At 61.2% G+C, this 22746-nt stretch carries 20 protein-coding genes; 13 read left to right on the forward strand and 7 right to left on the reverse strand.

The window, feature by feature from the left end; translation table 11 throughout:
* Positions 1-9 precede the first annotated feature (9 nt).
* Genes NKT35_RS09410 through NKT35_RS09425 form a run of 4 tightly spaced genes read right to left on the reverse strand, consistent with a single transcriptional unit; the run spans position 10 to position 4379 of the window.
* Positions 10-1935: an anthranilate synthase family protein gene (locus tag NKT35_RS09410; protein ID WP_254300738.1), complete on the reverse strand. Its 1926-nt coding sequence runs from the start codon at positions 1933-1935 to the stop codon at positions 10-12.
* Positions 1932-2555: an isochorismatase family protein gene (locus tag NKT35_RS09415; RefSeq protein WP_254300739.1), complete on the reverse strand. Its 624-nt coding sequence runs from the start codon at positions 2553-2555 to the stop codon at positions 1932-1934. The genes NKT35_RS09410 and NKT35_RS09415 overlap by 4 nt, the downstream gene beginning before the upstream one ends.
* Before the next feature lie 25 nt (positions 2556-2580).
* A complete protein-coding gene (locus NKT35_RS09420) occupies positions 2581-3072 on the reverse strand; it encodes a PhzA/PhzB family protein (protein ID WP_254300740.1) in 492 nt (163 codons plus the stop codon).
* A gap of 38 nt (positions 3073-3110) precedes the next feature.
* Positions 3111-4379 carry an acyl-CoA dehydrogenase family protein gene (locus tag NKT35_RS09425; protein WP_254300741.1) on the reverse strand — a complete coding sequence of 423 codons (1269 nt, stop codon included), beginning with the start codon at positions 4377-4379 and terminating at the stop codon, positions 3111-3113.
* Positions 4380-5223: 844 nt separating this feature from the next.
* Here NKT35_RS09425 and NKT35_RS09430 point away from each other — a divergent pair.
* The 3 genes from NKT35_RS09430 (at position 5224) to metK (ending at position 9014) form a co-directional block, all read left to right on the forward strand.
* Entirely contained in the window at positions 5224-6264 is a 1041-nt protein-coding gene (locus NKT35_RS09430; RefSeq protein ID WP_505190912.1) for an MDR family NADP-dependent oxidoreductase, read from the forward strand.
* Positions 6265-6325: 61 nt separating this feature from the next.
* Positions 6326-7750, forward strand: a complete 1425-nt coding sequence (locus NKT35_RS09435) for a class II 3-deoxy-7-phosphoheptulonate synthase (RefSeq protein ID WP_254300743.1) — start codon at positions 6326-6328, stop codon at positions 7748-7750.
* Positions 7751-7814: 64 nt separating this feature from the next.
* Positions 7815-9014 carry a methionine adenosyltransferase gene (metK, locus tag NKT35_RS09440; protein WP_254300746.1) on the forward strand — a complete coding sequence of 400 codons (1200 nt, stop codon included), beginning with the start codon at positions 7815-7817 and terminating at the stop codon, positions 9012-9014.
* A gap of 182 nt (positions 9015-9196) precedes the next feature.
* Here the strand turns inward: metK and NKT35_RS09445 are convergent, their stop codons facing one another.
* Positions 9197-10186 (reverse strand): DUF2860 domain-containing protein, encoded by a 990-nt coding sequence (locus NKT35_RS09445; protein WP_254300748.1) that lies wholly within the window; start codon positions 10184-10186, stop codon positions 9197-9199.
* 193 nt (positions 10187-10379) lie between these two features.
* Here NKT35_RS09445 and NKT35_RS09450 point away from each other — a divergent pair, with 193 nt between their 5' ends.
* The 3 genes from NKT35_RS09450 (at position 10380) to NKT35_RS09460 (ending at position 14404) form a co-directional block, all read left to right on the forward strand.
* Positions 10380-11036: a response regulator gene (locus NKT35_RS09450; RefSeq protein WP_254300750.1), complete on the forward strand. Its 657-nt coding sequence runs from the start codon at positions 10380-10382 to the stop codon at positions 11034-11036.
* Positions 11026-12432, forward strand: a complete 1407-nt coding sequence (locus NKT35_RS09455) for a sensor histidine kinase (protein WP_254300751.1) — start codon at positions 11026-11028, stop codon at positions 12430-12432. Before NKT35_RS09450 ends, NKT35_RS09455 begins: the two co-directional genes overlap by 11 nt.
* 184 nt (positions 12433-12616) lie before the next feature.
* Positions 12617-14404 (forward strand): 2-isopropylmalate synthase, encoded by a 1788-nt coding sequence (locus NKT35_RS09460; RefSeq protein WP_254300752.1) that lies wholly within the window; start codon positions 12617-12619, stop codon positions 14402-14404.
* Between the two features lie 236 nt (positions 14405-14640).
* On the opposite strand, the gene NKT35_RS09465 is transcribed toward NKT35_RS09460, so the two are convergent.
* The gene (locus NKT35_RS09465) at positions 14641-15087 is read right to left on the reverse strand and encodes a hypothetical protein (protein ID WP_254300753.1); all 447 of its coding nucleotides are present in this window, start codon (positions 15085-15087) and stop codon (positions 14641-14643) included.
* A gap of 93 nt (positions 15088-15180) precedes the next feature.
* Between NKT35_RS09465 and NKT35_RS09470 the strand changes: the two genes are divergently transcribed.
* The 3 genes from NKT35_RS09470 to blaOXA all read left to right on the forward strand — a co-directional run bounded on the left by NKT35_RS09470 (position 15181) and on the right by blaOXA (position 17752).
* On the forward strand, positions 15181-16182 hold the full coding sequence (locus tag NKT35_RS09470) for a S66 family peptidase (protein WP_254300754.1): 1002 nt from the start codon (positions 15181-15183) through the stop codon (positions 16180-16182).
* Positions 16183-16236: 54 nt separating this feature from the next.
* Positions 16237-16863, forward strand: coding sequence for a dethiobiotin synthase (gene bioD, locus NKT35_RS09475; protein WP_254300756.1), 627 nt, complete (start codon positions 16237-16239; stop codon positions 16861-16863).
* 79 nt (positions 16864-16942) lie between these two features.
* Complete coding sequence (blaOXA, locus tag NKT35_RS09480; protein ID WP_254300758.1) at positions 16943-17752, forward strand: class D beta-lactamase; 810 nt, start codon at positions 16943-16945, stop codon at positions 17750-17752.
* A gap of 4 nt (positions 17753-17756) precedes the next feature.
* Here blaOXA and NKT35_RS09485 read toward each other — a convergent pair whose 3' ends face one another.
* The gene (locus NKT35_RS09485) at positions 17757-19022 is read right to left on the reverse strand and encodes an HD-GYP domain-containing protein (RefSeq protein ID WP_254300760.1); all 1266 of its coding nucleotides are present in this window, start codon (positions 19020-19022) and stop codon (positions 17757-17759) included.
* 220 nt (positions 19023-19242) lie between these two features.
* Between NKT35_RS09485 and coxB the strand changes: the two genes are divergently transcribed.
* From coxB to NKT35_RS09505, 4 genes are read left to right on the forward strand one after another with little or no spacing between them, the layout of a single operon-like run.
* Entirely contained in the window at positions 19243-20358 is a 1116-nt protein-coding gene (gene coxB, locus NKT35_RS09490) for a cytochrome c oxidase subunit II (RefSeq protein WP_254300762.1), read from the forward strand.
* Between the two features lie 10 nt (positions 20359-20368).
* A complete protein-coding gene (gene ctaD / locus NKT35_RS09495) occupies positions 20369-22012 on the forward strand; it encodes a cytochrome c oxidase subunit I (RefSeq protein WP_254300764.1) in 1644 nt (547 codons plus the stop codon).
* On the forward strand, positions 21984-22571 hold the full coding sequence (locus NKT35_RS09500) for a cytochrome c oxidase assembly protein (RefSeq protein WP_254300766.1): 588 nt from the start codon (positions 21984-21986) through the stop codon (positions 22569-22571). Before ctaD ends, NKT35_RS09500 begins: the two co-directional genes overlap by 29 nt.
* Positions 22568-22744, forward strand: a complete 177-nt coding sequence (locus NKT35_RS09505; protein ID WP_254300767.1) for a DUF2970 domain-containing protein — start codon at positions 22568-22570, stop codon at positions 22742-22744. The genes NKT35_RS09500 and NKT35_RS09505 overlap by 4 nt, the downstream gene beginning before the upstream one ends.
* Positions 22745-22746 lie beyond the last annotated feature (2 nt).

Here is a 22746-nt window from a genome sequence, read left to right on the forward strand (position 1 = left end):
ACCCTTATCCTAATGAGAGGCTATCGCCTGAGGCGGAACGGTCTGGCCGAGGCGGCCTGCGCCGCGCAGGGCGTGAGCCAGCGCTTGGGCGAGAATCCGCGGGCCATCGACGGTCAGCACCGATTCGGCGTGAAACTGCATCGAGCTGAACGACTCGCCGCGCAGCGCATGCACTTCGCCGCTGGCGGGGTCGCGGCAGACGCTGACCGGGCCGACGTCTTCGATAGCCAGCGCGTCGCGGGCGGAATAGGCCGCGAAGGCGTTGTAGAAGCCCACCCGCTCCCGCTGGCCGAAAAGGTCGATCTCGACCTGGATGCCTTGATTGGGCGTGGCGCGCTGGCGCAGGGGAATGTCCAAGGTCGCGCTCAGCACTTGATGGCTGAGACAAACGGCGACGAAGGGTTTCTTGTCCGCCAGCAAGCGGCGTATCCAGGCATGCAGCTGGCCGATGCGCGGCTCGTCGAGGGCGCGGGGATCGCCGGGGCCGGGGCCCATCACCACGACGTCGTAGGCGTCGATATCGGCGGGCTCATGGGCTTGGCGGATGTCCGTTTCCAGGCCCAGGGCGCGCAATTGGTGGGCGATCATCGCGGTAAAGTGGTCTTCGGCGTCGATGATGAGCGTGCGCAGGCCGGCCAGCTCGCGCGACGCGCCGTTGTCGGCATCGGCGGCGCGGAACCAGAAGTCGGCGATATGGGCGTTGCGTTTGGCCAGGTCCTCCCGGACCAGCGGGTGCTCTCCAAACGGTTGCGCGCCGGCGTGCGGATCGAAGGCGTTGGACAAGGTTGCCACTTTCGAATGGGTTTCCATGACTTCCGAACGGGGAACGGAATGGCGGACCAGCGTGGCGCCGACGCCGATGCGGACGCGGCCCTGAGGGGAAACTTCCGCGGTGCGGATCAGAATCGACGAATCCAGCATGCGGCCGCCTTGCTCGTCCTGGCCGATCAAGGCGGCGATGCCGCTGTAGTAGCCGCGGCCGACCGGTTCGTGCCTGGCGATCACTCGCGCGGCGCTCTCGATCGGGCTGCCGGTCACGGTGGGGGCGAACAAGGTTTCCCGCAGCAGATGCCGGACATCGGCATCGGTTTTTCCCGAAATGAAGTATTCGGTATGGGCAAGTCTGGCCATTTCGCGCAAATGCGGTCCGGTGACGCGCACGCCGCTGTGGCAGAGGCGGGTCATCATTTTGAGCTCTTCATCCAGCACCATGTACAGCTCGTCGGACTCCTTGCGGTCTTCGAGAAAGGCCCGGATGCCGGCCAGCGTCGGTCCGCTCTGGGGGTAACGATAGGTGCCGCTGATCGGATTCATCGTCGCCACGCCGTCATGCAAGGTCAAATGGCGCTCCGGCGTCGCGCCGATGAAGGTGCGCTCCGGCGTGTGGGCCAGGAAGATCCAGTGCGCGCCGGATTCCTGGCGCAACAAACGCTTGAATACCGAGAAGGCCTGCTCGAGCGAATAGTGATCGAGCTGCCCTTCCAGCGTGCGCTTGATCACGAAATTGGAGCCCGCACCATGGCCGATTTCTTCCGCCAGGACTTGCTCCACCATGCGAGCGTAAGCCTCGTCGTCGATGTCGAAGCGGCGCTCGCTCAAGCGGGTGGGCGTGTCCGGCAGCCGCGACAGGACTTGCTGGACCGGCAGCTGCTCATGCTGGCGGCAGCGGATGGCGAGCAGCGGCGCGCCATCGTCCCGGCATGCGAATCCGCGTTCCAGAATTTGCCGGTAAGGCAGCAGCAGCAGCCAATCCCATGACTGCCCCCCGTTTCGCGCCGCGTCCCGCAGCGGCAGATCCTGCAATGAGGCGGGATAGCACAGCTCTCCGATGATGACGTCGACGTGCGCCTGGCGCGCGGCGCCCCCCGCCCTGCAGAGCAAGGCGAAGGAGGAGGCCTGACCGCTGAGCGCTTGGTCCAGCAGGTCGACGCTCATGCCAGCGCCTCCTCGGCGACGACGATCTTGCCGCAGCATTGCGCGATGTATTCCAGCATCTGGAGATGCTGGCGTTCGGAGAAGTCCGCCACGCCGTCGGCTACCAGAAACGCTTGAATATCGTTGGAATACGCTTCGACCGCGGTCGCCTGTATGCCGATATGGGCGTATACGCCGCACAGGATCAATTGGTCTTTGCCGGCTGCGCGCATCTTGTTGAGCAATTCGGTGCGATGGAAGGCGCTATAGCGCCATTTGGCGAACAGCCAATCGCCCTCGTCGGGCCGGACGGCATCGGCGATGTCCCGGTCGGCCGGCGTGGTTTCCATGCCGGGGCCCCAGAAGTCGAGCAAGAGGCCGCGCTCCTCCCGGGTCATCCGGCCGGTATGGGCGGTGTAGGCGACGGGAATGCCCGCCGCGCGGCAGCGTCCCAGCAAGCCGGCGACCCTGGCGAGCAGCGTGTCGCGCAGCGCGGCCGGCAAGGGCGACAGGAAATAGTTCTGCATGTCATGAATCAGCAGCAGCGCCCGCGAGGGCTCCAGCCGCCATGACACCAGGTTTTCAGGGAGATCGGATGCCGCGGGCAAAGCGTAGTGTTGGATTTGGGGAATACCGGCCATGGTTCGCCTCCTTGCTGATTCCGAATTAAGCTGGCAGACCCGCGCGACGAATGGCGGGCAGCGGGATGCCGAGCGAGCGGAACTGCTCGCATGGGTTCATGAATTCGCGCTGCTCCTTGATCAGGCCATTCTCAAAGCGGAAGGAGTGGAGGAAGTGGTTGCGATAGATGCCCGGCGGATAGTCGGGGAAGAGGATCGCGCCTTCGCCCCGGCACTCGACCCAGAAGTGATTGGGGTCCTGGGTGTCGAAGATTTCGATGTCGGTCCATTTCCAATCGGGGAAGCATTGCAGCGACCAGACCGCATGTTCGGCCAGACGGTCGCGTCCGCGGATGGCGATAGGCTGGCCGGTATCGGTGGTCCACAGGCCGCCGACGCCGTCTTCGGTGAACAGCAAGTGCCGCTTCAATCGGGCTTCGCCCAGCGTGTGCATGTATTGCTCGACGATTTGCCGGTTGTGCCGGCGGATAGCGTCCTGATCGTTGGCCGCATCCAGGGTGTTTTCATGAACAGACATATGCGCTCCCAGGGTCCATGGCGGACCGGTTCGTGGATTTAGACCAGATAGCTGATTTCTCTCGGATCCAGGCCAACCAAGGAACGGCCGTAGACCAGTTGCGGAATGCCCATGCCGAAGCCGGCGTGGCGGCTGCCGACATGAATGTCGCGCCAGATCCGCTGCAGCGGATTGCTCTCCATGAAGGCCGCGCTGCCGTAAGCGGTGAGGATGCGTTCGATGGCGTCCCGGCAGAGTTTGGTGGCGCGGGTGGATTCCATGCGGAAGCTGGAGCGCGTCAACTCATCCGGCAGCGCGCCGGACAAGGCATGGTGTTCGACGGTGTCGACGATCTGGCGGGCGTGCAGCCGCGCGCCTTGTATCATCATCGCGGCCTCGGCCATATCGGTCTGGAAGGCCGGCGATTGGGCCTGGCTGCGGAAGGTGGAGGAGGTGACGCGGCGGTCGTGCGATTGCTCGCGCACCATATTCAATGCGGTTTCGACCGCGCCCAGCTGCGGCCCTAGCAGCCCGAGAGACAGCAGGCCGGAAAAGCTGACGCTGTAAAGCGGGTGCCGCGCGGCGATGTGGGGATTTTTCCCGGTGACGATGGGGGCGTAAGGCGTGATGCGATGATTGGGGATGAACAATTCCTTGGCGACGACGGTGTTGCTGCCGGTGCCGCGCATGCCGGTGATATGCCAGGTGTCGCGGATTTCCACGTCCTCGGCGCGCATCAGGATCAGGTTGGGCGTTTCATCGTCCGGCGCGATGCCTTTGGGAATGAGCGCGGCGATCCAGCCGGCGTGGAGGCAGCCGGAGGCATAGCCCCATTCGCCGGAAACGATGACGCCGCCTTCGACGCGTTCCACGCTGGCGCGGGATGGCGAAATGATCAGCGCGATGCCGATGTCCGGATCCTCGCCCCAAACCTCGTCCTGCGTGGCTACCGGGTAGTGTCCCACCATGTAATTGCCCATATTGAGCACGCTGACCACCCATGAGGCGGAACAACATCCTCTGCCCAACTCCACGCAGGCATCGAACAACACGCTGGGTTTGGCCTCGAACCCGCCATAACGCTTGGGCGTGAAGAGTCGGAACATGCCGGCCCCCACCACGGCGTCGACCGAGCGTTCGGTCAAGCGGCGCTGCTGATCGGATGTCTGCGCTTCTTCGGACAGCGTGGAGCGGATGGCTGCGGCCTGGGCAATCGCGTAGCTGTGATTGTCCGCATCCGCAGCAGAATGGTCTTCATGCGCCGCCTGCTTTTCCAATGAGGAGGCGTGGCGCTCAGCGGTGTGCCGGGTCGTTTCCGTGGTATTCATGATTTCTCCGATGGTTTACGTTTGTCGTTGAAGCCTGAACGAAGGGTGATTAAGACTTTTCATGCCGGTCGGCTTAATTCATCACGGTCTTAATATGGTTATGCCCACTGATGCCTGCTCTTATAGGGAAATGCATCTAACAGCCTTTATGCGAATGCATCTGCTTTTAGCGGGTTTTGTGAAATATTATTTTAGTTAATGAGGGTTGTATTGAGGTTTTATGGCAATTCCTCGGTTAACGCTTTATTTGATTTTTGGCTCAAGGTTTATTGTTCTTTTGGTGACTGTTTGTCTGCTTTTGTTTTCCCACGCAATAGCTGTGTTTTTCGTTTAGCTAGGATTGGATTGGCATTTTTAACCATGTTTTCTTTGTTTGTTGAAACTTTATTATGCTTATTTTATTTCCATATGATTAATAACCTGAGCACTTATTCAGCCAGGGTTTAGTTTCTCAATTAATGACTTCAACATAAAATTTCCGAGGATGCTATTGATTTTGTTTCATAGCGTCAACATTAAATTGGAGTGAAGAATTTATTTAAATTTGAAATCAGACTATTCATTAAAATCTTTATCTATTTGTGATTATTTCAATTAATAAAATACGTAGTAGTTATTTTTATTTGGAACTCGATTGCGTCGATAGGATAAGGTTTCGGCTTTTTTGAGACAGAAAGCGCAGCGCAAAACTAAAAAGCAGGCTCCGCAGGCGGGAGAAATGTCAAAGTTTTTTTACTGTATTGACATTGGCATTTCATATTGAAAAGAATGGCGGGTCTATAAAAGCTGCGCATGCATCTGTGCTGCGTTTTGATTAAAACAAATCGCCAGTTAGGAACCGATGATGGAATTGCCAACACTGCAGCGTGAAATCCGTTTGATAGAGCGGCTCAAAGGCCTGCCCTCCCCAGAACATTTTGAATTGGCGCAAGCCGCCATGCCGGTTGCGAACCCGGGCGAGGTTCTGGTTCGCAATCATTACTTTTTAGTGTCGGCCTCGCTGCGCGCCATGATCAGCGAAGGCGCCGAGGATGTGCCGGGCGTGCCTTTCCCCGCCTTGAACGCGGGAGACGTGCTGCGGGCGGAAGCCCTGGGCGAAGTGCTGGCGGCGCCGGCGGGATCGAATCTGTCCCCGGGAGACTGGGTGACGCACTTCATGGGATGGCGGGATTACGCCGCCGTTCCCCTGGCGCAATGCGAGCGCGTCGGCGCGCCGATGCCGGAGCCGGTAGGCCGCCTCGGCTATCTGGGACATGGCTGGACCGCTTATGCCGCCCTGACCCGCGGCGTGCAGATCCGTCCTGGCGATACGGTGTTTGTGTCGAGCGCGGCCGGCGCCATCGGTTCGATGGCGGGGCAGATCGCTCGCAAGCTGGGCGCTAAGCGCGTCATCGGCAGCACCAGCACCCAGGAAAAGGGCAGGCGTTTGATCAGCGAGCTCGGTTACGACGCGGCGGTGACGCGCTGCGAGGGAAGCGCTCTGGCCGACCAATTGCTGGATGCTTCGCAGGGCGGCATCGATGTGTTCATCGACATGGTGGGAGGCGAAACCTTGCAGGCGTCGCTGGCGGCCGCGCGGGAGGGCGCGCGCTTCCTGAGCATCGGCACCCTGTCAGGCCAGCTGGCGGCTACCGGAACCGGAAGGGTGGCGCCGGTGGAGCTGGATGGGCTCCAGTTCTTGCTGAAGCGCATCACCATGCGGGGCTATAGCGCCGATGACAATCCGGAAGCGCGCGAAGAATGGCTGCAGCGTCTGCCGGAGTGGTTGAGCGCGGGGGACATCACCTTCCCCTTCACCATGATAGACGGACTGGAACGCGCGACAGAAGCGTTGCGGGATACGGCAAAGGGCCGTTATCTCGGCATGGTTATCGTCAAGTTGTAAGCGGAAAACGATGGCGCGCCCGCCTCGTCAGCCGAGGGGGCGCGCAACCTGAAAGGCAATCATGGAACATACTCTTTCGTCTGCGCGCAATGCTCAGCTGTGGTCTCCGGACTCGTGGAAAAGCAAGCCGGCGTTGCAGCAATCGACCTATCGCGACGCTGCCGAACTGGAGCGGGCCTTGGCCGAGCTGGGCGCCCTGCCGCCGCTGGTCACCTCTTGGGAGGTGCTGGCGCTGAAGCGCAAATTGGCGGACGCGGAGGCGGGGCGCTGCTTTCTGCTGCAAGGGGGGGATTGCGCGGAAAGCTTTTCAGACTGCACGCCTTCCGTGATTTCCAATCGGCTGAAAGTGCTGTTGCAGATGAGCCTGGTGCTGGTGCACGGCTTGAAACTGCCGGTGGTGCGGGTAGGCCGTTTCGCGGGGCAATATGCGAAGCCGCGCTCGGCGGAGATGGAGACGCGGGATGGCGTGACCCTGCCTTGCTATCGAGGCGACATCATCAACGGCAGCGCGTTCACCGCCAGGGAGCGCGAGCCGGATCCGCGCCGGATGATAGACGCGCACTCCAAATCCGCGCTGACGATGAATTTCGTGCGGGCGCTGATCGACGGCGGTTTCGCCGATTTGCATCATCCGGAGTATTGGGATCTGGAGTGGGTGTCGCATGCGCCTTTGCGCGACGAGTACTGGAAAATGGCGCAATCGGTCGGCGAGTCCATCCGTTTCATGGAAGCGCTGGGCGGCCAATCGTTTGGCTGCTACCCGAAAGTGGATTTCTACACCTCGCATGAAATGCTGCTGCTGCCTTACGAGTCCACGATGACTCGCCAAGTGCCGCAGCATGAGGGCTGGTTCAATCTATCGACGCATTTTCCGTGGATAGGCATGCGTACAGCCCAGCTTGACGGCGCGCACGTGGAGTATTGCGCCGGCATCAGCAATCCCATCGGCTTGAAGGTTGGCCCCAGCGTGAAGCCCGAGCAATTGCTGCGCGTCATCGAGGCCTTGGATCGCGAAAACGAGCCGGGACGATTGACCATCATCACGCGCATGGGCGCCGAGCAAGTCGAATCCGCTTTGCCGCCCTTGTTGCGAGCGGTCAAGTCGGAGGGGCGGCGCGTGTTGTGGTGCTGCGACCCCATGCACGGCAACAGCGAAACGACGGCTGGCGGCGTGAAGACGCGCCGCTTCGAAAACATCCGCAGCGAACTGGAAGCGGCATTCACCATCCATGCCGCTTGCGGCACGCGTCTGGGGGGCGTTCACCTGGAGCTGACCGGGGAGAACGTGACCGAATGCCTGGGCGGCGCCCGCAATCTCCGCGAGGCGGATCTAGCCCAGGCCTACAAGTCCACGGTGGATCCCAGATTGAATTACGAGCAATCGCTTGAGATCGCGATGCAGATCGTGCGTCAGCACAGCTCAACCGTGCAACAAAGCAAGCTTGACGCCGCGGAGCCCCGCGCAGCCATGCTGGAGGCTTCCTGATCGGGGCGCAGGCCGCTGGCTTATACACACCTAATGAAAACTTGATCCCACTTAGGCTGGTTCTATGACATTTTATACTTTTACTTCTGAGTCCGTCTCCGAAGGCCATCCGGACAAAGTCGCCGACCAGATTTCCGACGCGATTCTGGACGCTATCCTGCGCGAAGACAAGCACGCTCGCGTGGCTGCTGAAACGCTGGTGAATACCGGTCTGGTCGTGCTGGCGGGCGAGATCACCACCACCGCCAACATCGATTACATCAAGATCGCGCGCGAAACCATCAAGCGCATCGGTTACGACGATTCCGAGCTGGGCTTCGATTACCGCGGCTGCGCGGTGATGGCCTGCTACGACAAGCAATCGCCTGACATCGCTCAGGGCGTGAACGAAGGCGAGGGCTTGGACCTGAACCAGGGCGCCGGCGACCAGGGCCTGATGTTCGGCTACGCCTGCGACGAAACGCCGACGCTGATGCCGTTCCCGATCTACTACGCGCACCGTCTGGTGCAGCGCCAGGCTGAATTGCGCAAGGACGGCCGCCTGCCGTGGCTGCGTCCGGACGCCAAGAGCCAGATCACCTGCGTGTACGACGCCGCCACCGGCCTGCCCAAGCGCATCGACACCGTGGTGCTGTCCACTCAGCACAGCCCGGACATCGACCACAAGACGCTGACCGAGGCGGTGATCGAAGACATCATCAAGCCGGTGCTGCCGCCGGAGATGATCACCGAAGAAACCAAGTTCCTGATCAACCCGACCGGCCGTTTCGTCATCGGCGGCCCGATGGGCGATTGCGGCCTGACCGGCCGCAAGATCATCGTCGACACCTATGGCGGCGCGGCGCCGCACGGCGGCGGCGCTTTCTCGGGCAAGGATCCGTCCAAGGTGGACCGTTCGGCGGCTTACGCCGGCCGCTACGTGGCGAAGAACATCGTCGCCGCCGGCCTGGCGCGCCAGTGCCAGATCCAGGTTTCCTACGCCATCGGCGTGGCCGAGCCGACCTCGATCGCCGTGGATACCTTCGGCACCAACAATATTCCGAACGAAAAGATCGTGGAACTGGTGAAGAAGCACTTCGACCTGCGTCCGAAGGGCATCATCCAGATGCTGGACCTGTTGCGTCCGATCTACGGCAAGACCGCGGCTTACGGCCACTTCGGCCGCGAAGAGCCTGAATTCACTTGGGAACGCACCGACAAGGTGGCCGCATTGCGCGCAGATGCCGGCTTATCCCGAGAAGCCGTGGAACTAGCCGTAGTCTGAACGGCGCAAACAAGGCGGCTGCCCGCGGGCGGCGTGGATAGTTTCTTATCCGCTCCCGCTCCGCGAGGTCCGCCATGTTTTGAGGCGAATGCTGCGCCCCCATTCCGGCCCGGTCATGTCCGGGCCGGCCATTGCGGGCGCGGCTGTTCGGACCCTCATCCGCAGTCGGCAGGGCGCTGGATTCAGAAATGGTAGCCCAGACCCACGGAGACTTCCCGGATGTGCGCGTCGAAATAGGCGAGGTCTGAATTGGAGCGGCCGTAATTGCCGCTGAGAAAGGCGGACCAGGCCTTGGCGCCGAACAGGTTTTTCCGGGTCAAGCCCAGGCTGAGCAAGGCTTCGCGGCTATCGGCCTTCTGTCCGTTGAACAAGGGATTGCCGGCCTGATAACGGGTGCGGGCCGCGACCACGGAGGTGTTGGCATCCCAATCGGCGCCTTTGTAGGCATAGGCCAGCTGTACGCCATAGCGCGTGGTGCTCATGGCCTTGCCGTTCAGATCGCTGCGCGCGTAGATCAGGCCGGGGCTCAGCGTATGCGCGCCTTGTCCATCCAGTTTCCAGGCATAGCCCAGCTGCGCGCCGTAATTGTTGCCGTCGCGTTTCAGCAGGGCTTGATTGGCAAGGGACAAACCTTGTGCCTGGCCGCTTTGTTCATTATCCAGCGTTTGTTTGGCATAGCTGACGCTGCTGCTGAAGGGCGTGTTCATGATATTGGACCAGCCCAGGGTCAGCCCCGCGCTTTTCAGCTTGCCGTCCTGGCGGGCGATGTTAAGCGCATAGGGATCCAGCCAGACCTCGGTTTGTCCATATGTCAGCGCCGCCGACACTGCGCCTGCTTGCGGCAATTGCTGGCGGACGCCCAGTTGCAGGCCGCCGCCGGCGGCGAAGGTGCTGGTATTGGAGGGCGAAAAGAACAGCTGAGTGCCGGTGCCGTGGAAGCCATAGTTCCATTCGCCATCGATCAGGGGGGCTGCGCCGGATTGCGAGGCCGGCGATTGCGCCAGGCTGCCGGCAATGGGGTGGCCATCGTTCGGCGCCTTGAGGAAATTGCTGGCCAGCTGATAGTGGCTGACGCCTAATTGAAAAGCGCCGGAAAAACCATCTTGCTCATTCTCTGCCGCGGCTGCCAGCAAAGGTATGCTCAGTAATATCAATTCGGCATAATGTTTCATCGAAAATTCCTTCGGGTTGAATCAGAAGAGCGGGCTGCTGGGCGGATGCTTCATCCGCTTGGCTTGGGGCGAGTCGGGCCTGAGCTTGTCATGCTGAGGCCTTGCATGCATGGGTGACTCCCCCGTACGCTTGGCGCCAGTATGAGCATGTCAACCTTTTGCTAAGCCAAAGATTGTTGTGGCGAGAACGAAAATGCATTTATTGATCATCGAGGACGACTTGGACTTGGGCCGGGCTTTGCAGGCTGCGTTGAAAGCTGAAGCGGTGACGACCGAATGGGTGCGCAAGCTGGCGGATGCGGACGCCTTGTTCGAGGCGGACCGTTTCGATTGCGTATTGCTGGATCTGAGCCTGCCGGACGGCAGCGGTTTGGCCTTGCTGCGCGCCTGGCGGGCAAGGCAAATCACGGTGCCGGTGATCATGATCACCGCCAGCGCCGATTTGAGCGACAAACTGGCGGGTCTGGATGACGGCGCCGATGATTATCTGTGCAAGCCGTTCGCGGTGTCGGAAATGGTGTCGCGAGTGCGGGCGGTGTGCCGCCGCAGCGCGCGCCAGGCCAGCGAAATATGGAGCCTGGGCGCGCTGAGCCTCAAGCCTAGCGCCCATCTGGCCTGGCTGGACGGCTTGGCGCTGGATCTGTCGCCGCGCGAATTCCGCTTGCTGGTGGAGCTGGCGCGCGATCCCAGCCGCATCGTGTCCAAAACCCTGTTGGGGCAGCGTCTGGAACCGCTGGGCGATATCGTGGACGGCGCGACGATAGAGGTGCACTTGTCCAATCTGCGCCGCAAGATCGGCGCCGAACGCATCCGCACTGTGCGCGGCGTGGGCTATCAATATGTGGTTTAAAAGTTTGGCGCAATGGTTTGCCCCATCGCTGACGCGAAGGGTGCTGCTCGCCTTGTTGCTGGCTTTCGCCCTGATCTGGCTGGTGTTGGTGGTTCGGGATTACCGTGAAGCGATGTCGGTGCAGGCGCGACACAAAACCTTGTTGAGGCAGGCAAATATGTTTGCCGGAGTATTGGACGGGGTGGATGAAGATCAAGCGGTGCAGGCGCTGCGTACCGTGGAAGCGCTGATGAATGCGGCCCGGCGCGACGCGACCAACTCTGTGATCGCTTATCCTGGCGATATACGGATTTTGATGCTCGCCCCGGATGGCGCGCGCATCTATGCCTCCCCAGGCATGGAGAGGGCGGATCTGCTTATACGCAATGTGGATCTGGGCCATGGAGTGATTCGCCTTGAGGGGCGGGAGTACTGGGCTGCGGAGCGCGTTTATCCAAAGTTCCGCTTGGTGGTTTTCGAACCGGTGATTCCGGATGAGGACGCGCTGTCATTTTTGTTCAGACAGTATGTGACGCCATTGGCCATCGCGTTTCCTTTGATTTTATTGCCGTTGTGGCTGGCGGTGTCGCGCGGCTTGCGCCCTCTGAGGACGCTGTCGGCTTATCTGCATAGCCGGGATAAGACTGACTTTTCTCCATTGTCTTTGCCGGCGCCTTATCGGGAATTGAAGCCTGTGGTGCAGGCGCTGGACGAGTTATTGCGGCGCAGCCGCGACAGCATCGCCCGCGAACGCGCCATCGTGCAGGATGCGGCCCATGAAATGCGTACGCCGCTGGCGGTGATTTCCACCCAGGCGCATGCCTTGGCCAGCGAAAACGACGCCGAAGCGAGGCAGCAAAACCTGGCCGCTTTGGAGCAGGCGGTGGCCCGCCATTCCCATTTGGTGCAGCAGCTGTTGCGGCTGGCGGCGCTGGAGGGCGGGGAGGAAGAGCGTCGGCAGCCAGTCGATCTGGTCGAAGTGACGCGCAATGCCTTGATCGGACTGTCGCCGCGGGCGGAAGCGCAAGGCATGGAGCTGGAGCTGGACTCGTCGGATGGCTTGCCGGCCAGCTTGGCCTTGGTTTCCTTCCTCTCCATTGTGGACAATTTACTGTCCAATGCGGTGGCGTATGGCCGCGTCGGCGGCCGCGTCCGGGTGCGCCTTGCCGCCGCCGAGGGGTGGGTCGAGTTGGCGGTGGCGGATGACGGGCCAGGCATCGCCGTGGAGGACAGACCGCATCTGTTCGAGCGCTTTTATCGGGGCAAAACGGCAAGCGCGCCGGGCTCCGGCTTGGGGCTCGCCATTGTTTGGCAGGCGGTGCAGGCGCAGGGCGGCCATATCCGGATAGAAGAAGGTTTGGACGGCCGGGGCGTCGCGTTTCATGTCAGCCTGCCTTTATTGTCGCTATCTGACTAGCGGTGCTTCAGGTTTGTCCAAGCGCGTAATGCGCTTGTTTTTTACGCCAAAATTCTACAATTTGTCTAAATAAAATAGTTGGACATGCAGTGTGACGAATTTGATACAGATTTTTCCTATCAAATTTGACCTTGTGTCTCATGTTTGAGTAGTCTGCTTCAAAACATGCTGCAGGAGCACATTGATGCAAGTGGATATCGAACGACTGGTCGCGGACTTTGGCGGACCGAGCCATCTGGCCGACGAACTGAACCGTTTGTTCCCCGACGAGCCGGTGAGCCGCGCAGCGATATACAAATGGAGGGAACGCGGCAGCCTGCCGCTGGCGCAACTGAGCCGTCTGGCGCAGCTGGCCGCCGGGCAGGGCAGGCGCTTTGATTTCAACGACTATCTGGTCGGCGAGCCGGCACAGACAGCAGGGAGAACTATCGACATGGGCGACCGCCTCTATATCTTCGACACCACCTTGCGCGATGGCGAGCAGTCGCCGGGCGCTTCGATGACCAAGGAAGAAAAAATCCGCATCGCCCGCCAGTTGGAGCGGCTGGGCGTGGACATCATCGAGGCCGGCTTCGCCGCCGCCAGTCCGGGCGATTTCGACGCCATCCATGCCATCGCCGAAACGATCAAGGAATCCACCGTCTGTAGCCTGGCGCGCGCCAACGAACGCGACGTGTGCGCCGCCGGCGAAGCCATCAAACCGGCCGCCCGCGGCCGCATCCATACCTTCATCGCCACCAGCCCCATCCATATGGAGAAGAAGCTGCGCATGAGCCCGGATGAGGTGGTGGAGGCGGCGGTGAACGCGGTGAAGATCGCCCGCGAGTACACCGACGACGTCGAATTCTCCGCCGAAGACGCGTTGCGCTCGGACATCGATTTTCTGGCACGCATTTTCGGCGAGGTGATCAAGGCCGGCGCCACCACGCTGAACGTGCCGGACACGGTTGGCTACGCCGTGCCGCGGCTGACCGAGGCCTTCTTCCGCGAGCTGATCGCCCGCACGCCGGGCGGCGACAAGGTGGTCTGGTCCGCCCACTGCCACAATGATCTGGGCATGGCGGTGGCCAATAGTCTGGCCGCGGTATTGGGCGGCGCGCGCCAGGTGGAGTGCACCATCAACGGCCTGGGAGAGCGCGCCGGCAACGCCAGCCTGGAAGAAATCGTGATGGCGGTGAAGACCCGCCGCGACGTGTTCGGGGTGGATAGCCGCGTCGACGCCACCCAGATCGTGCCGGCCTCCAAGCTGGTGTCCACCGTCACCGGCTACCCGGTGCAGCCGAACAAGGCCATCGTCGGCGCCAACGCCTTCGCCCACGAATCCGGCATTCATCAGGACGGCGTGCTCAAGCATCGCGAAACCTACGAAATCATGTCGGCCGAGTCGGTGGGCTGGAGCGCCAACCGGCTGACGCTGGGCAAGCTGTCCGGCCGCAACGCCTTCAAGACCAAGCTGGCCGAGCTGGGCATCGTGTTGGACAGCGAGGAAGCGCTGAACGCCGCCTTCGCCCGCTTCAAGGAGCTGGCTGACAAGAAACGCGAAATCTTCGACGAAGACCTGCACGCGCTGGTGTCGGACGAGATGGTGGCGATCGAGCAGGAGCATTACAAGTTTGTGTCGCTGCGCATCGCCACCGAAACCGGCGAAGCGCCGCAGGCCAGCATCGTGTTCGTCGAAAACGGCCAGGAGCGCCATGCCGAATCCAGCGGCTCCGGCCCGGTAGATGCCGCTTTCAAGGCGATAGAGAGCGTGTCGGATAGCGGCGCGGAGCTGGAGCTTTACTCGGTCAACGCCATCACCAAGGGCACTGAATCACAAGGCGAAGTCACCGTCCGCCTGGCGCGGGACGGCCGCATCGTCAACGGACAGGGCGCCGACACCGACATCATCGTCGCCAGCGCCAAGGCGTATCTGTCGGCACTGAACAAGCTGGCCAGCGAGGCGAAAGTCCACGCTCAGGCCATTTTATAAAAGCGATTTCGTATCCCGGCGCGGCCAGATGGCGCCAAGGGGAGGCGGCAAGGTTTTCCATCCCGTCCTTGTCGTTGCGCCCCGCGGAGCATCCGGCCAAGCCCAAAGGCTTTCACTCCATCCCCGCGTGAAATCCTGCGCAGGCCTATCCGGCCGAACCCATGCCGCTTCATGCCCATAAGGCTGCAAGCACAACGCCGACCCACAAGGTCGGCGTTGGCGTTTCAGCCGTTTGACTATCGAGCGGCCAAGGCAGGGGCCGATGGGGCCAGCATGCGGCGGTAGCCGGACATTTTGCTCCAATGCACGATCCACAGCACCAGCGCCGGAATGGCGGCCAATAGATTGACGTAGGGAATCAAGCACAGCGCTTGCAGTATCACCAGCGCCACGCTGATGCCGAAACCGCCGTCGCCGGCCAGCTGTCTTTGCGCCAGCTCTTTCTTCAGCGCGCCGGAGAGCAGCAGGATGTAAATCATGTACCAGATCAGACCCAGGCCAGGTATCAAGCCCAGCCAGATCAGCGCGCCGGGAAAAGGGCGGTTGTTCTCGCTGACCGCATTCATTGCTTGATGCAGGGTCAGGAAATAAAAGATGCCGACTGCGAGCAGCAGGGCGGCAATCACCACCAGGGCCATGATGCCCATGCCGGCAAGGGTGGAGAATACGGCGGTTTCATTCATGGGATGTTCCGAAGGCGTGAAGGAAAAATGATTCTGGCATGACTTTTTGGCTTTTATTTGTCATGCTGTTCTTTTTGCCTGTGGGGTTTGGCCATGGTTCAGTCTTTGCGTCGCGGCGATCTGGTCGCCTGTTTCAGTCCTTCTTTTCCGATCGCCGTTCGCCAGCCGGCGCGTTATCAACGCGCGGTCGAGTTTCTAGGCCGCCAAGGTCTGCGTTTTCTGCCCGGGAACTTGACGGATAGCGACGATCATTACCGTTCCGGCAGCGCGCGGGAACGGGCCGAGGAATTAAACGCGCTGCTGCGCAATCCGGAAGTGCGCTGCATCTTGTCCACCATAGGCGGCACCAACAGCAATGCCATGCTGCCCTATCTGGATTATGAGGCGTTCCGGAAAGACCCCAAGATCGTGGTCGGCTATTCCGATACCACCGCGATTCTGCTGGCGCTGTACGCCAAGACCGGCGTGCCGACGTTTTACGGGCCGGCGCTGGTGGCTTCCTTGGGCGAGTTTCCGCCGCTGGCCGATGAGATCTGGCGCTATTTCGCCGCCATCGTCATGGATCCGCCGGCTTATCCGTTGCGCTTGCCGACGCCAACGCACTGGACGGACGAGTTTCTGCCTTGGGAAAAGCAGGATCGCGCCAAAATCATGCAGGCCAACCAATGGCGCTGTTTGCAGCCGGGGAGGGCCGAGGGGCGCTTGATCGGCGGCAACCTCAATACTTTGTACGGATTCCTGGCCAGCCCCTATTTCCCGGCCTTGCGGCAGGGCGATATCTTGCTGTTGGAGGATGGTTTGAAGGACGCGGCCACGGTGGAAAAGAACTTCGCCATGCTGAAACTGGCCGGCGTGTTCGACAAGGTGGGCGCGGTGCTGTTGGGCAAGCACGAGCTCTTCAATGACTGCGGCACCGGCCGCTTGCCGTCGGACATTCTGTTGGAAATTTTGGATGGCCAATCGTTGCCGATCCTGGCCGATTTCGATTGCGGCCATACCCTGCCGCAATTGACCCTGCCGATAGGCGCGCGGATACGGGTGGATGCGGCGGCGCGATCTGTGGAAGTGCTGGAAGATTGGCGCGAGCTGGTGTAGAACGTGGCTCCAGTCCGCTGTAGGCGGGTAAAGCACCATTGCTAAGGAGCGCGCATGAGTCAGGGATTTTTCATTACCGGCACCGATACCGAAATCGGCAAGACCCATTCCGCGGTCGCCTTGATCCGCCATTATCAGGCGCAGGGCCAGTCTGTATTGGCGATGAAGCCGGTGGCTTCCGGCTGCGAGATCCTGCCTGATGGGCGCTGGCATAACGATGATGTGGCGCGTCTGACTGCCGCCAGCGGTCAGACGGATATCGATTTGATGAATCCTTACCGCTTCTTGCCGCCGGTGTCGCCGCACATCGCCGCGCGGGAGGCGGGAGTGGAAATCGAGCTGCCGCGCATCGCCGAGCATTACCGCCGCCTGGCCGCCCAAGCCGACATCGTGCTGGTGGAAGGGGCCGGCGGCTGGCTGGCGCCCTTGAGCGACAAGCTGTTCATGGAAGATCTGGCGCGCGATCTGGCCCTGCCGGTGATTCTGGTGGTGGGCATGCGGCTGGGCTGCATCAACCACGCGCTGTTGACGGCGCGCGCCATTCAGAGCTGCGGCCTGCAACTGGCCGGCTGGATCGCCAATTGCCCGCAGCCGCGACAGACGGCTTATGAGGCGAATCTGGACACGCTGCGGCGCCATATCCCGGCGCCTTTGCTGCTGGAAATACCCTTTCAGTCTTGACGCCTGGGGAACATTCGCGCAATGGATTTGCCTGAAGGCGGGAGGTTTTAAAATTTTCGTCCCTTTGCAGGTAAATCGCATGAAACTCTTTTTCCTCTCGGCCGGCGCCATGCTGGCCGTTCTTGCCGCGCCTTCCCAGGCGAGGGTGGTATGCACAGCCATCTCCGACGGCGAGAGCGGCCGCGTGCTTTCGCAGCAGGGCGACTGCGCCACTCGCGTCACGCCGGCCTCCACCTTCAAAATCGCCCTGGCGGCGATGGGCTATGACGCGGGCGTGCTGAAAAGCGAGCACGAGCCGAGCTGGCCGTATCGCCCAGGCTATGTCGATTGGGGCGGCGACAACTGGAAGCAGAACACCGATCCCACCCGTTGGCTGAAATATTCGGTGGTGTGGTATTCGCAGCAGATCGCCCAACGCTTGGGCGAGCAAAAGCTGAGCGACTATGCGCGTTCTTTTGGCTACGGCAATGCCGACTTTTCCGGCGATCCCGGCAAGCGCAACGGTTTGGAGCGCGCCTGGATAGGTTCGTCGCTGAAGGTGTCGCCGCTGGAGCAAGTGGCTTTTCTGAACAAACTGCTGAATGATAAGTTGCCGGTTTCCAAGGAGGCGCAAAGGCTGACGCGCGCCATCGTCGAAACCTCGGCCTTGCCTGGCGGCGGAAGCGCGCATGGCAAAACCGGCATGGCCTATCCGAGGCTGGACAACGGCGAGCAGGATCTGACCCATCCTTACGGCTGGTTTGTCGGCTGGACGGAGCAAGACGGGCGCAAGCTGGTGTTCGCGCGCTTGATTCAGGATGACCGCAAGGAAAGCGGCACTGCCGGCGTGCGCGCCCGCGAAGCCTTCTTGCGCGAATTGCCGGGCATCGCGGCGTCCTTGCCGCGTTGAGGCCTTAATTTTCCATTAAGGCCTTGGCCAGCGACTGAAAAGGCGTCTGCTCCCTGGGCGTCAATTTTTCGATGTGCAGCGCCACCTGACGGGCGAGATTGCGCAGCCGCCAGCGGGTTTCGCCTATGACGCACCATAATTCGCGGGAGAGCTCTTCGTCCTTGTGGTCTTGCGGCAACTCGCTGGCCCCGGTGCTGGTGATGGCCCTCTGTATGGTGTTGAATCGCGCCATGCTGTCATCCAGCAAACGCATGGCTGGGGGCGACATGCCGGCATCCAGCTCTTTCATCGCCCAGAAGCGCTGGGTGAGCCGGCCTATCGTCTGCAGCAATTGCTGCAGTTGTTTGCTCAAGTCCGGCACGCTCATGGTTGGCGGCGGCAGGCTTTTGCTGCTGAGCCGGTTGACCTTGCATAACATCGAGACCAGGTTGTAATCGAATTCGCCGGGCAGGATTTTCAAGGCGGTGTCGATGCGTTGCGGGAAGAACGGTTCTCTTCCCAGCAATTGGCAGATGGTGTCCGCCAGCATCAGGATTTGCCCGCCCGTGTTCAATTTGTCGCCTTGTGTGCCTAAAGGGTAGCCGCTGCCGTCCAGCCGCTCATGATGCTGCAGAATGGCCAGCGCCACCGGCCGCGGCTGCTCCAGGCCGCCGAGCGCCAGCAGCAGCTGGCAACCCAGCACGGGATGGTTGACGATGTGGCGCCATTCTTCCGGCTGCAGCGTATGGGGCGCCGCAAGGAAGGCGGGATCGATATACAGCTCGCCGATATCATGCAGCAAGGCCGCCAGGGCGATCTGCTGCTGTTCCTGGCTGGATAGATTGAGCTGGCGCGCGATGCCGATGGACAGCAGGCACACGCGCAAGGCATGGTCCAACTCGCCTTGGTGGCGCATGGCCGCCAGCCATAGCGCCAACGGGCCTTTCAAGGGCAAGAGTTTGAGAATGGCTATGCTGTTGTTGCACTCGTCCACCTGTCCCAATAGCGCTTGCAGGAAGCGCGAGTCCTGCAGTACGTGGCGGCTGCGCTGCGGCAGCACCAGCCTGGGCTCGAAAGCCGGGGCCTGCAATAACTTCTCCAAGGGCTGCCTCAGGCGGTTTTGGCCCAGTTTTTCCGGCCAGTTGCCATCCGGCGAATCCCCCGCGCTCAGCAACACCCGTCCCTCCTGATCTAGCACATCCTCAGCCAGCCTGGCCCGGCAGTCGCCCTGCAGACCAATCAAGCGGTTGAGCCAGAAGGGATTGACGAGTGTGAAGTCGTTGTCGCGCATGATGAGGCTGAGGAGTGAGTGCGGCCGTTCTTCAGTTAAGGCGATTTATCGACGGTTGCAAGCGTGGGCTGCGTAGTTATCCGGATGTCCCGTTCTGATGCGTTGCATCATGACGTCTTCTTGTTTTTCCAGGCTTAGTTTCTACGATGAAAGCATGCCGGCGGAAAGCCGGTCGCTGTGCATGCATCGCATTGTTCGGTCGCTTGACCTAGGGGGAAACATGTTTTGTTTGCGCATTTTTTTGTGCTGTCTGCTGCTCACTCAAAGCGTGGCGGCCGCGCAGTTCAATCTTCAAACGCCAGTCACCCCATTGGCTCGCGTCGAATACCATCTGCACACCATTCTGCTGGTCATTACCGGCGTCATCTTTCTCGCCGTCTTTCTGGTGATGCTGTATTCCATCCTTCGCCACCGCAAGTCGGCCGGACACGAGGCCAAGCAGTTTCACGAAAACATCACGGTGGAAATCATCTGGACGGTGGTGCCGCTGTTGATCCTGGTGCTGATGGCGCTGCCTGCCACGCGCGCGGTGCTGGCGCAGAAAAGCACCCGCAGCGAGGACATGACCATCAAGGTGACCGGCTATCAGTGGAAATGGCGTTACGACTACCTGGACGACAATTTCGGCTTCGTCAGTCATTTGTCCACGCCGCGCGACCAGATCGAAGGCCGCGCGCCGCCAAGCGGAAATTATCTTTTGGAAGTGGACGAGCCGCTGGTGGTGCCGACCAATCGCAAGATCCGCTTGCTGCTCACCGCCAATGACGTGATCCACTCCTGGTGGGTGCCGCAACTGGGGGTGAAGCAGGACGCCATTCCCGGCTTCCTGCGCGACAGCTGGATGCTGATCGAAAAGCCGGGTACTTATCGCGGCCAATGCTCGGAGCTGTGCGGCAAGGATCACGGCTTCATGCCCATCGTGGTGGAGGCCAAGTCGCCGGAGGACTACGCCAAGTGGCGAGAGGCCAAGATGAAGCAATTGGCGGCCGGCGCCGATGACCCCAACAAGGTGTGGCAATTGGCGGATTTGAAGGCGCGGGGCGAGAAGGTCTACACCCAGAATTGCATTCCCTGCCATCAGGCCAACGGCAAGGGCATACCCGGCACTTTCCCGGCGCTGGACGGCTCGCCCATCGCCACCGGCGACAAGGCCGCGCATATCGAGATCGTGCTGTTCGGCGGCAAAAAGAATCCGGCGATGGCGGCCTGGGGCAAGCAATTGTCCGATACCGACATCGCGGCGGTGATCACCTACGAACGCAATAGCTGGGGCAACCATACCGGCCAGGTCGTGCAGCCCAAGGAAGTCAAGGCTGCTCGCGGCAAGACGGCATAAGGAGTCGAGCATGGCAATCGCGGAAACCACTCACGCCGGCGGCCTCCCTCACGGCAAGCCGCATGGCATCATGCGCTGGCTGATGGCCACCAACCACAAGGACATCGGCACGATGTATCTGTGGTTCTCTTTCACCATGTTTCTGTCGGGCGGGGTCCTGGCGCTTTGCATTCGCGCCGAGCTGTTCAGTCCCGGCCTGCGGCTGTTCCAGCCCGAGCTGTTCAATCAGCTGACTACGCTGCATGGCCTGATCATGGTGTTCGGCGCCATCATGCCGGCTTTCACCGGCATGGCCAACTGGATGTTGCCGCTGATGATAGGCGCGCCGGACATGGCATTCGCGCGGATGAACAACTGGAGCTTCTGGCTGTTGCCGCCGGCCGCGCTGTTGCTGCTGATGTCGTTCGCGGTGCCCGGCGGCGCGGCCGCGGCGGGGTGGACGCTGTATGCGCCCTTGTCCACTCAGATGGGCATGGGCATGGACATGACCATCTTCGCCATCCACATTCTGGGCATCAGCTCCATCATGGGTTCGATCAACATCATCGTCACCATCCTAAACTTGCGCGCGCCGGGGATGACGCTGATGAGAATGCCGATGTTCGCCTGGGCGAGCCTGATCACAGCCTATCTGATCATCGCGGTGATGCCGGTGCTGGCCGGCGTGGTCACCATGGTGCTGACCGACCGCCATTTCGGCACTCACTTCTTCAATGCCGCCGGCGGCGGCGACCCCATCCTGTACCAGCACGTGTTCTGGTTCTTCGGTCACCCCGAGGTCTACATCATGGCGCTGCCGGCCTTCGGCATCGTCAGCCAGGTGATCCCCACTTTCGCCCGCAAGCCTTTGTTCGGCTACACCTCCATGGTGTACGCCACCAGCTCCATCGGCGTGCTGTCCTTCATGGTGTGGGCGCACCATATGTTCGTCACCGGCATGCCGGCAACGGCCCAGCTGTTCTTCATGTACGCCACCATGCTGATCGCGGTGCCGACCGGGGTCAAAGTGTTCAACTGGATCGCCACCATGTGGCAGGGCGCCATGAGTTTCGAGACGCCGATGCTGTTTTCCATCGGCTTCATTCTGCTGTTCACCATAGGCGGCTTGTCCGGCATCACGCTGAGCGTGGCGGCGGTGGATGTGCAGTTGCATGCCAGTTATTACGTCGTGGCCCACTTCCATTACGTGCTGGTGGCCGGCGCGCTGTTCAGCCTGTTTTCGGCCATCTATTACTGGTTTCCCAAGATGAGCGGCCGGATGTATCACGAGGGGCTGGGCAAGCTGCATTTCTGGTGGTCGATGATCTGGTTCAACGTCACCTTCTTCCCGATGCACTTCCTGGGTTTGGCCGGCATGCCGCGGCGGATTCCCGACTACGCGCTGCAATTCACCGACTTCAATCGCATCGCCAGCGTCGGCGCCTTCATGTTCGGGCTGGGGCAGCTGATTTTCCTCTACAACATCCTGCATTCGCTGCGCCATGGCGCCAAGGCGCCGCACAAGCCATGGGAGGGCGCCAATACGCTGGAATGGGAGCTACCGACGCCGGCGCCGTATCACAGTTTTGAACAGCCTCCCAAGGTGGAGGTGGCGGAGAACGGGGTGATCCTGTCCTGCCAGGATCATGGCTCCGCCCACCACGACCACCACTGAGCGCGCGGCGATGGAAAGTGTCCGCCCGCCGATGCGCCGCAATCAACGCCTGCTGCGCAAGCTGTTGGTCATCGCCGCGCTGATGTTCGGTTTTGCCTGGGCGATGATTCCGATGTACCGCATCATCTGCGAGCAGACCGGGCTCAACGATGTGGTGAAGGCGGACGAGCTGGACAAAAACGATCTGCAGGCCGCGGCTGGCGAGGTGAGCATGACTTTCGACTCGACGGTGCAGGCGGGCTTGCCCTGGGAGGTGAGGCCGCTGACTACGCATCTCAAGGTCAAGCCAGGCACCTTCGTCCAAGTGCAGTATCAAATCACCAATGCCAGCTCGCGCACGGTGGTGGGCCAGGCCCTGCCGCGCTACCTGCCGGGCGAGGCGGCGCGGTACGTGAAAAAGCTGGAGTGTTTCTGCTTTACGCAGCAGCGGTTCCGGCCGGGCGAGATGCGCACCTTCCCGGTGGTGTTCGTGGTGGACCGCAATCTGCCGTCCTCCATCGGCAGCATCACGCTGGCTTACACGGTATTCGACGTGCCGGGGCAGGGAGGGGCGGGATGAACTGGGTTCAGGGTGTTCGAGCCGTCTTGGGAGCCTTCATCGGCGTGCGCCGGGGCGAGTCCTCGCAAGCGGATCAAAAGATCAAGCCATGGCAGCTGGTGGCCACCGCCTTCGCGCTGGCTGGCTGCCTGATCGCGGCATTGCTGTTGTTGGTGTCCTGGGTGACAAGTTAAAA

Origin of the sequence: Chromobacterium sp. IIBBL 290-4 (assembly GCF_024207115.1) — a bacterium.
In the GTDB taxonomy this organism is placed as follows: domain Bacteria; phylum Pseudomonadota; class Gammaproteobacteria; order Burkholderiales; family Chromobacteriaceae; genus Chromobacterium.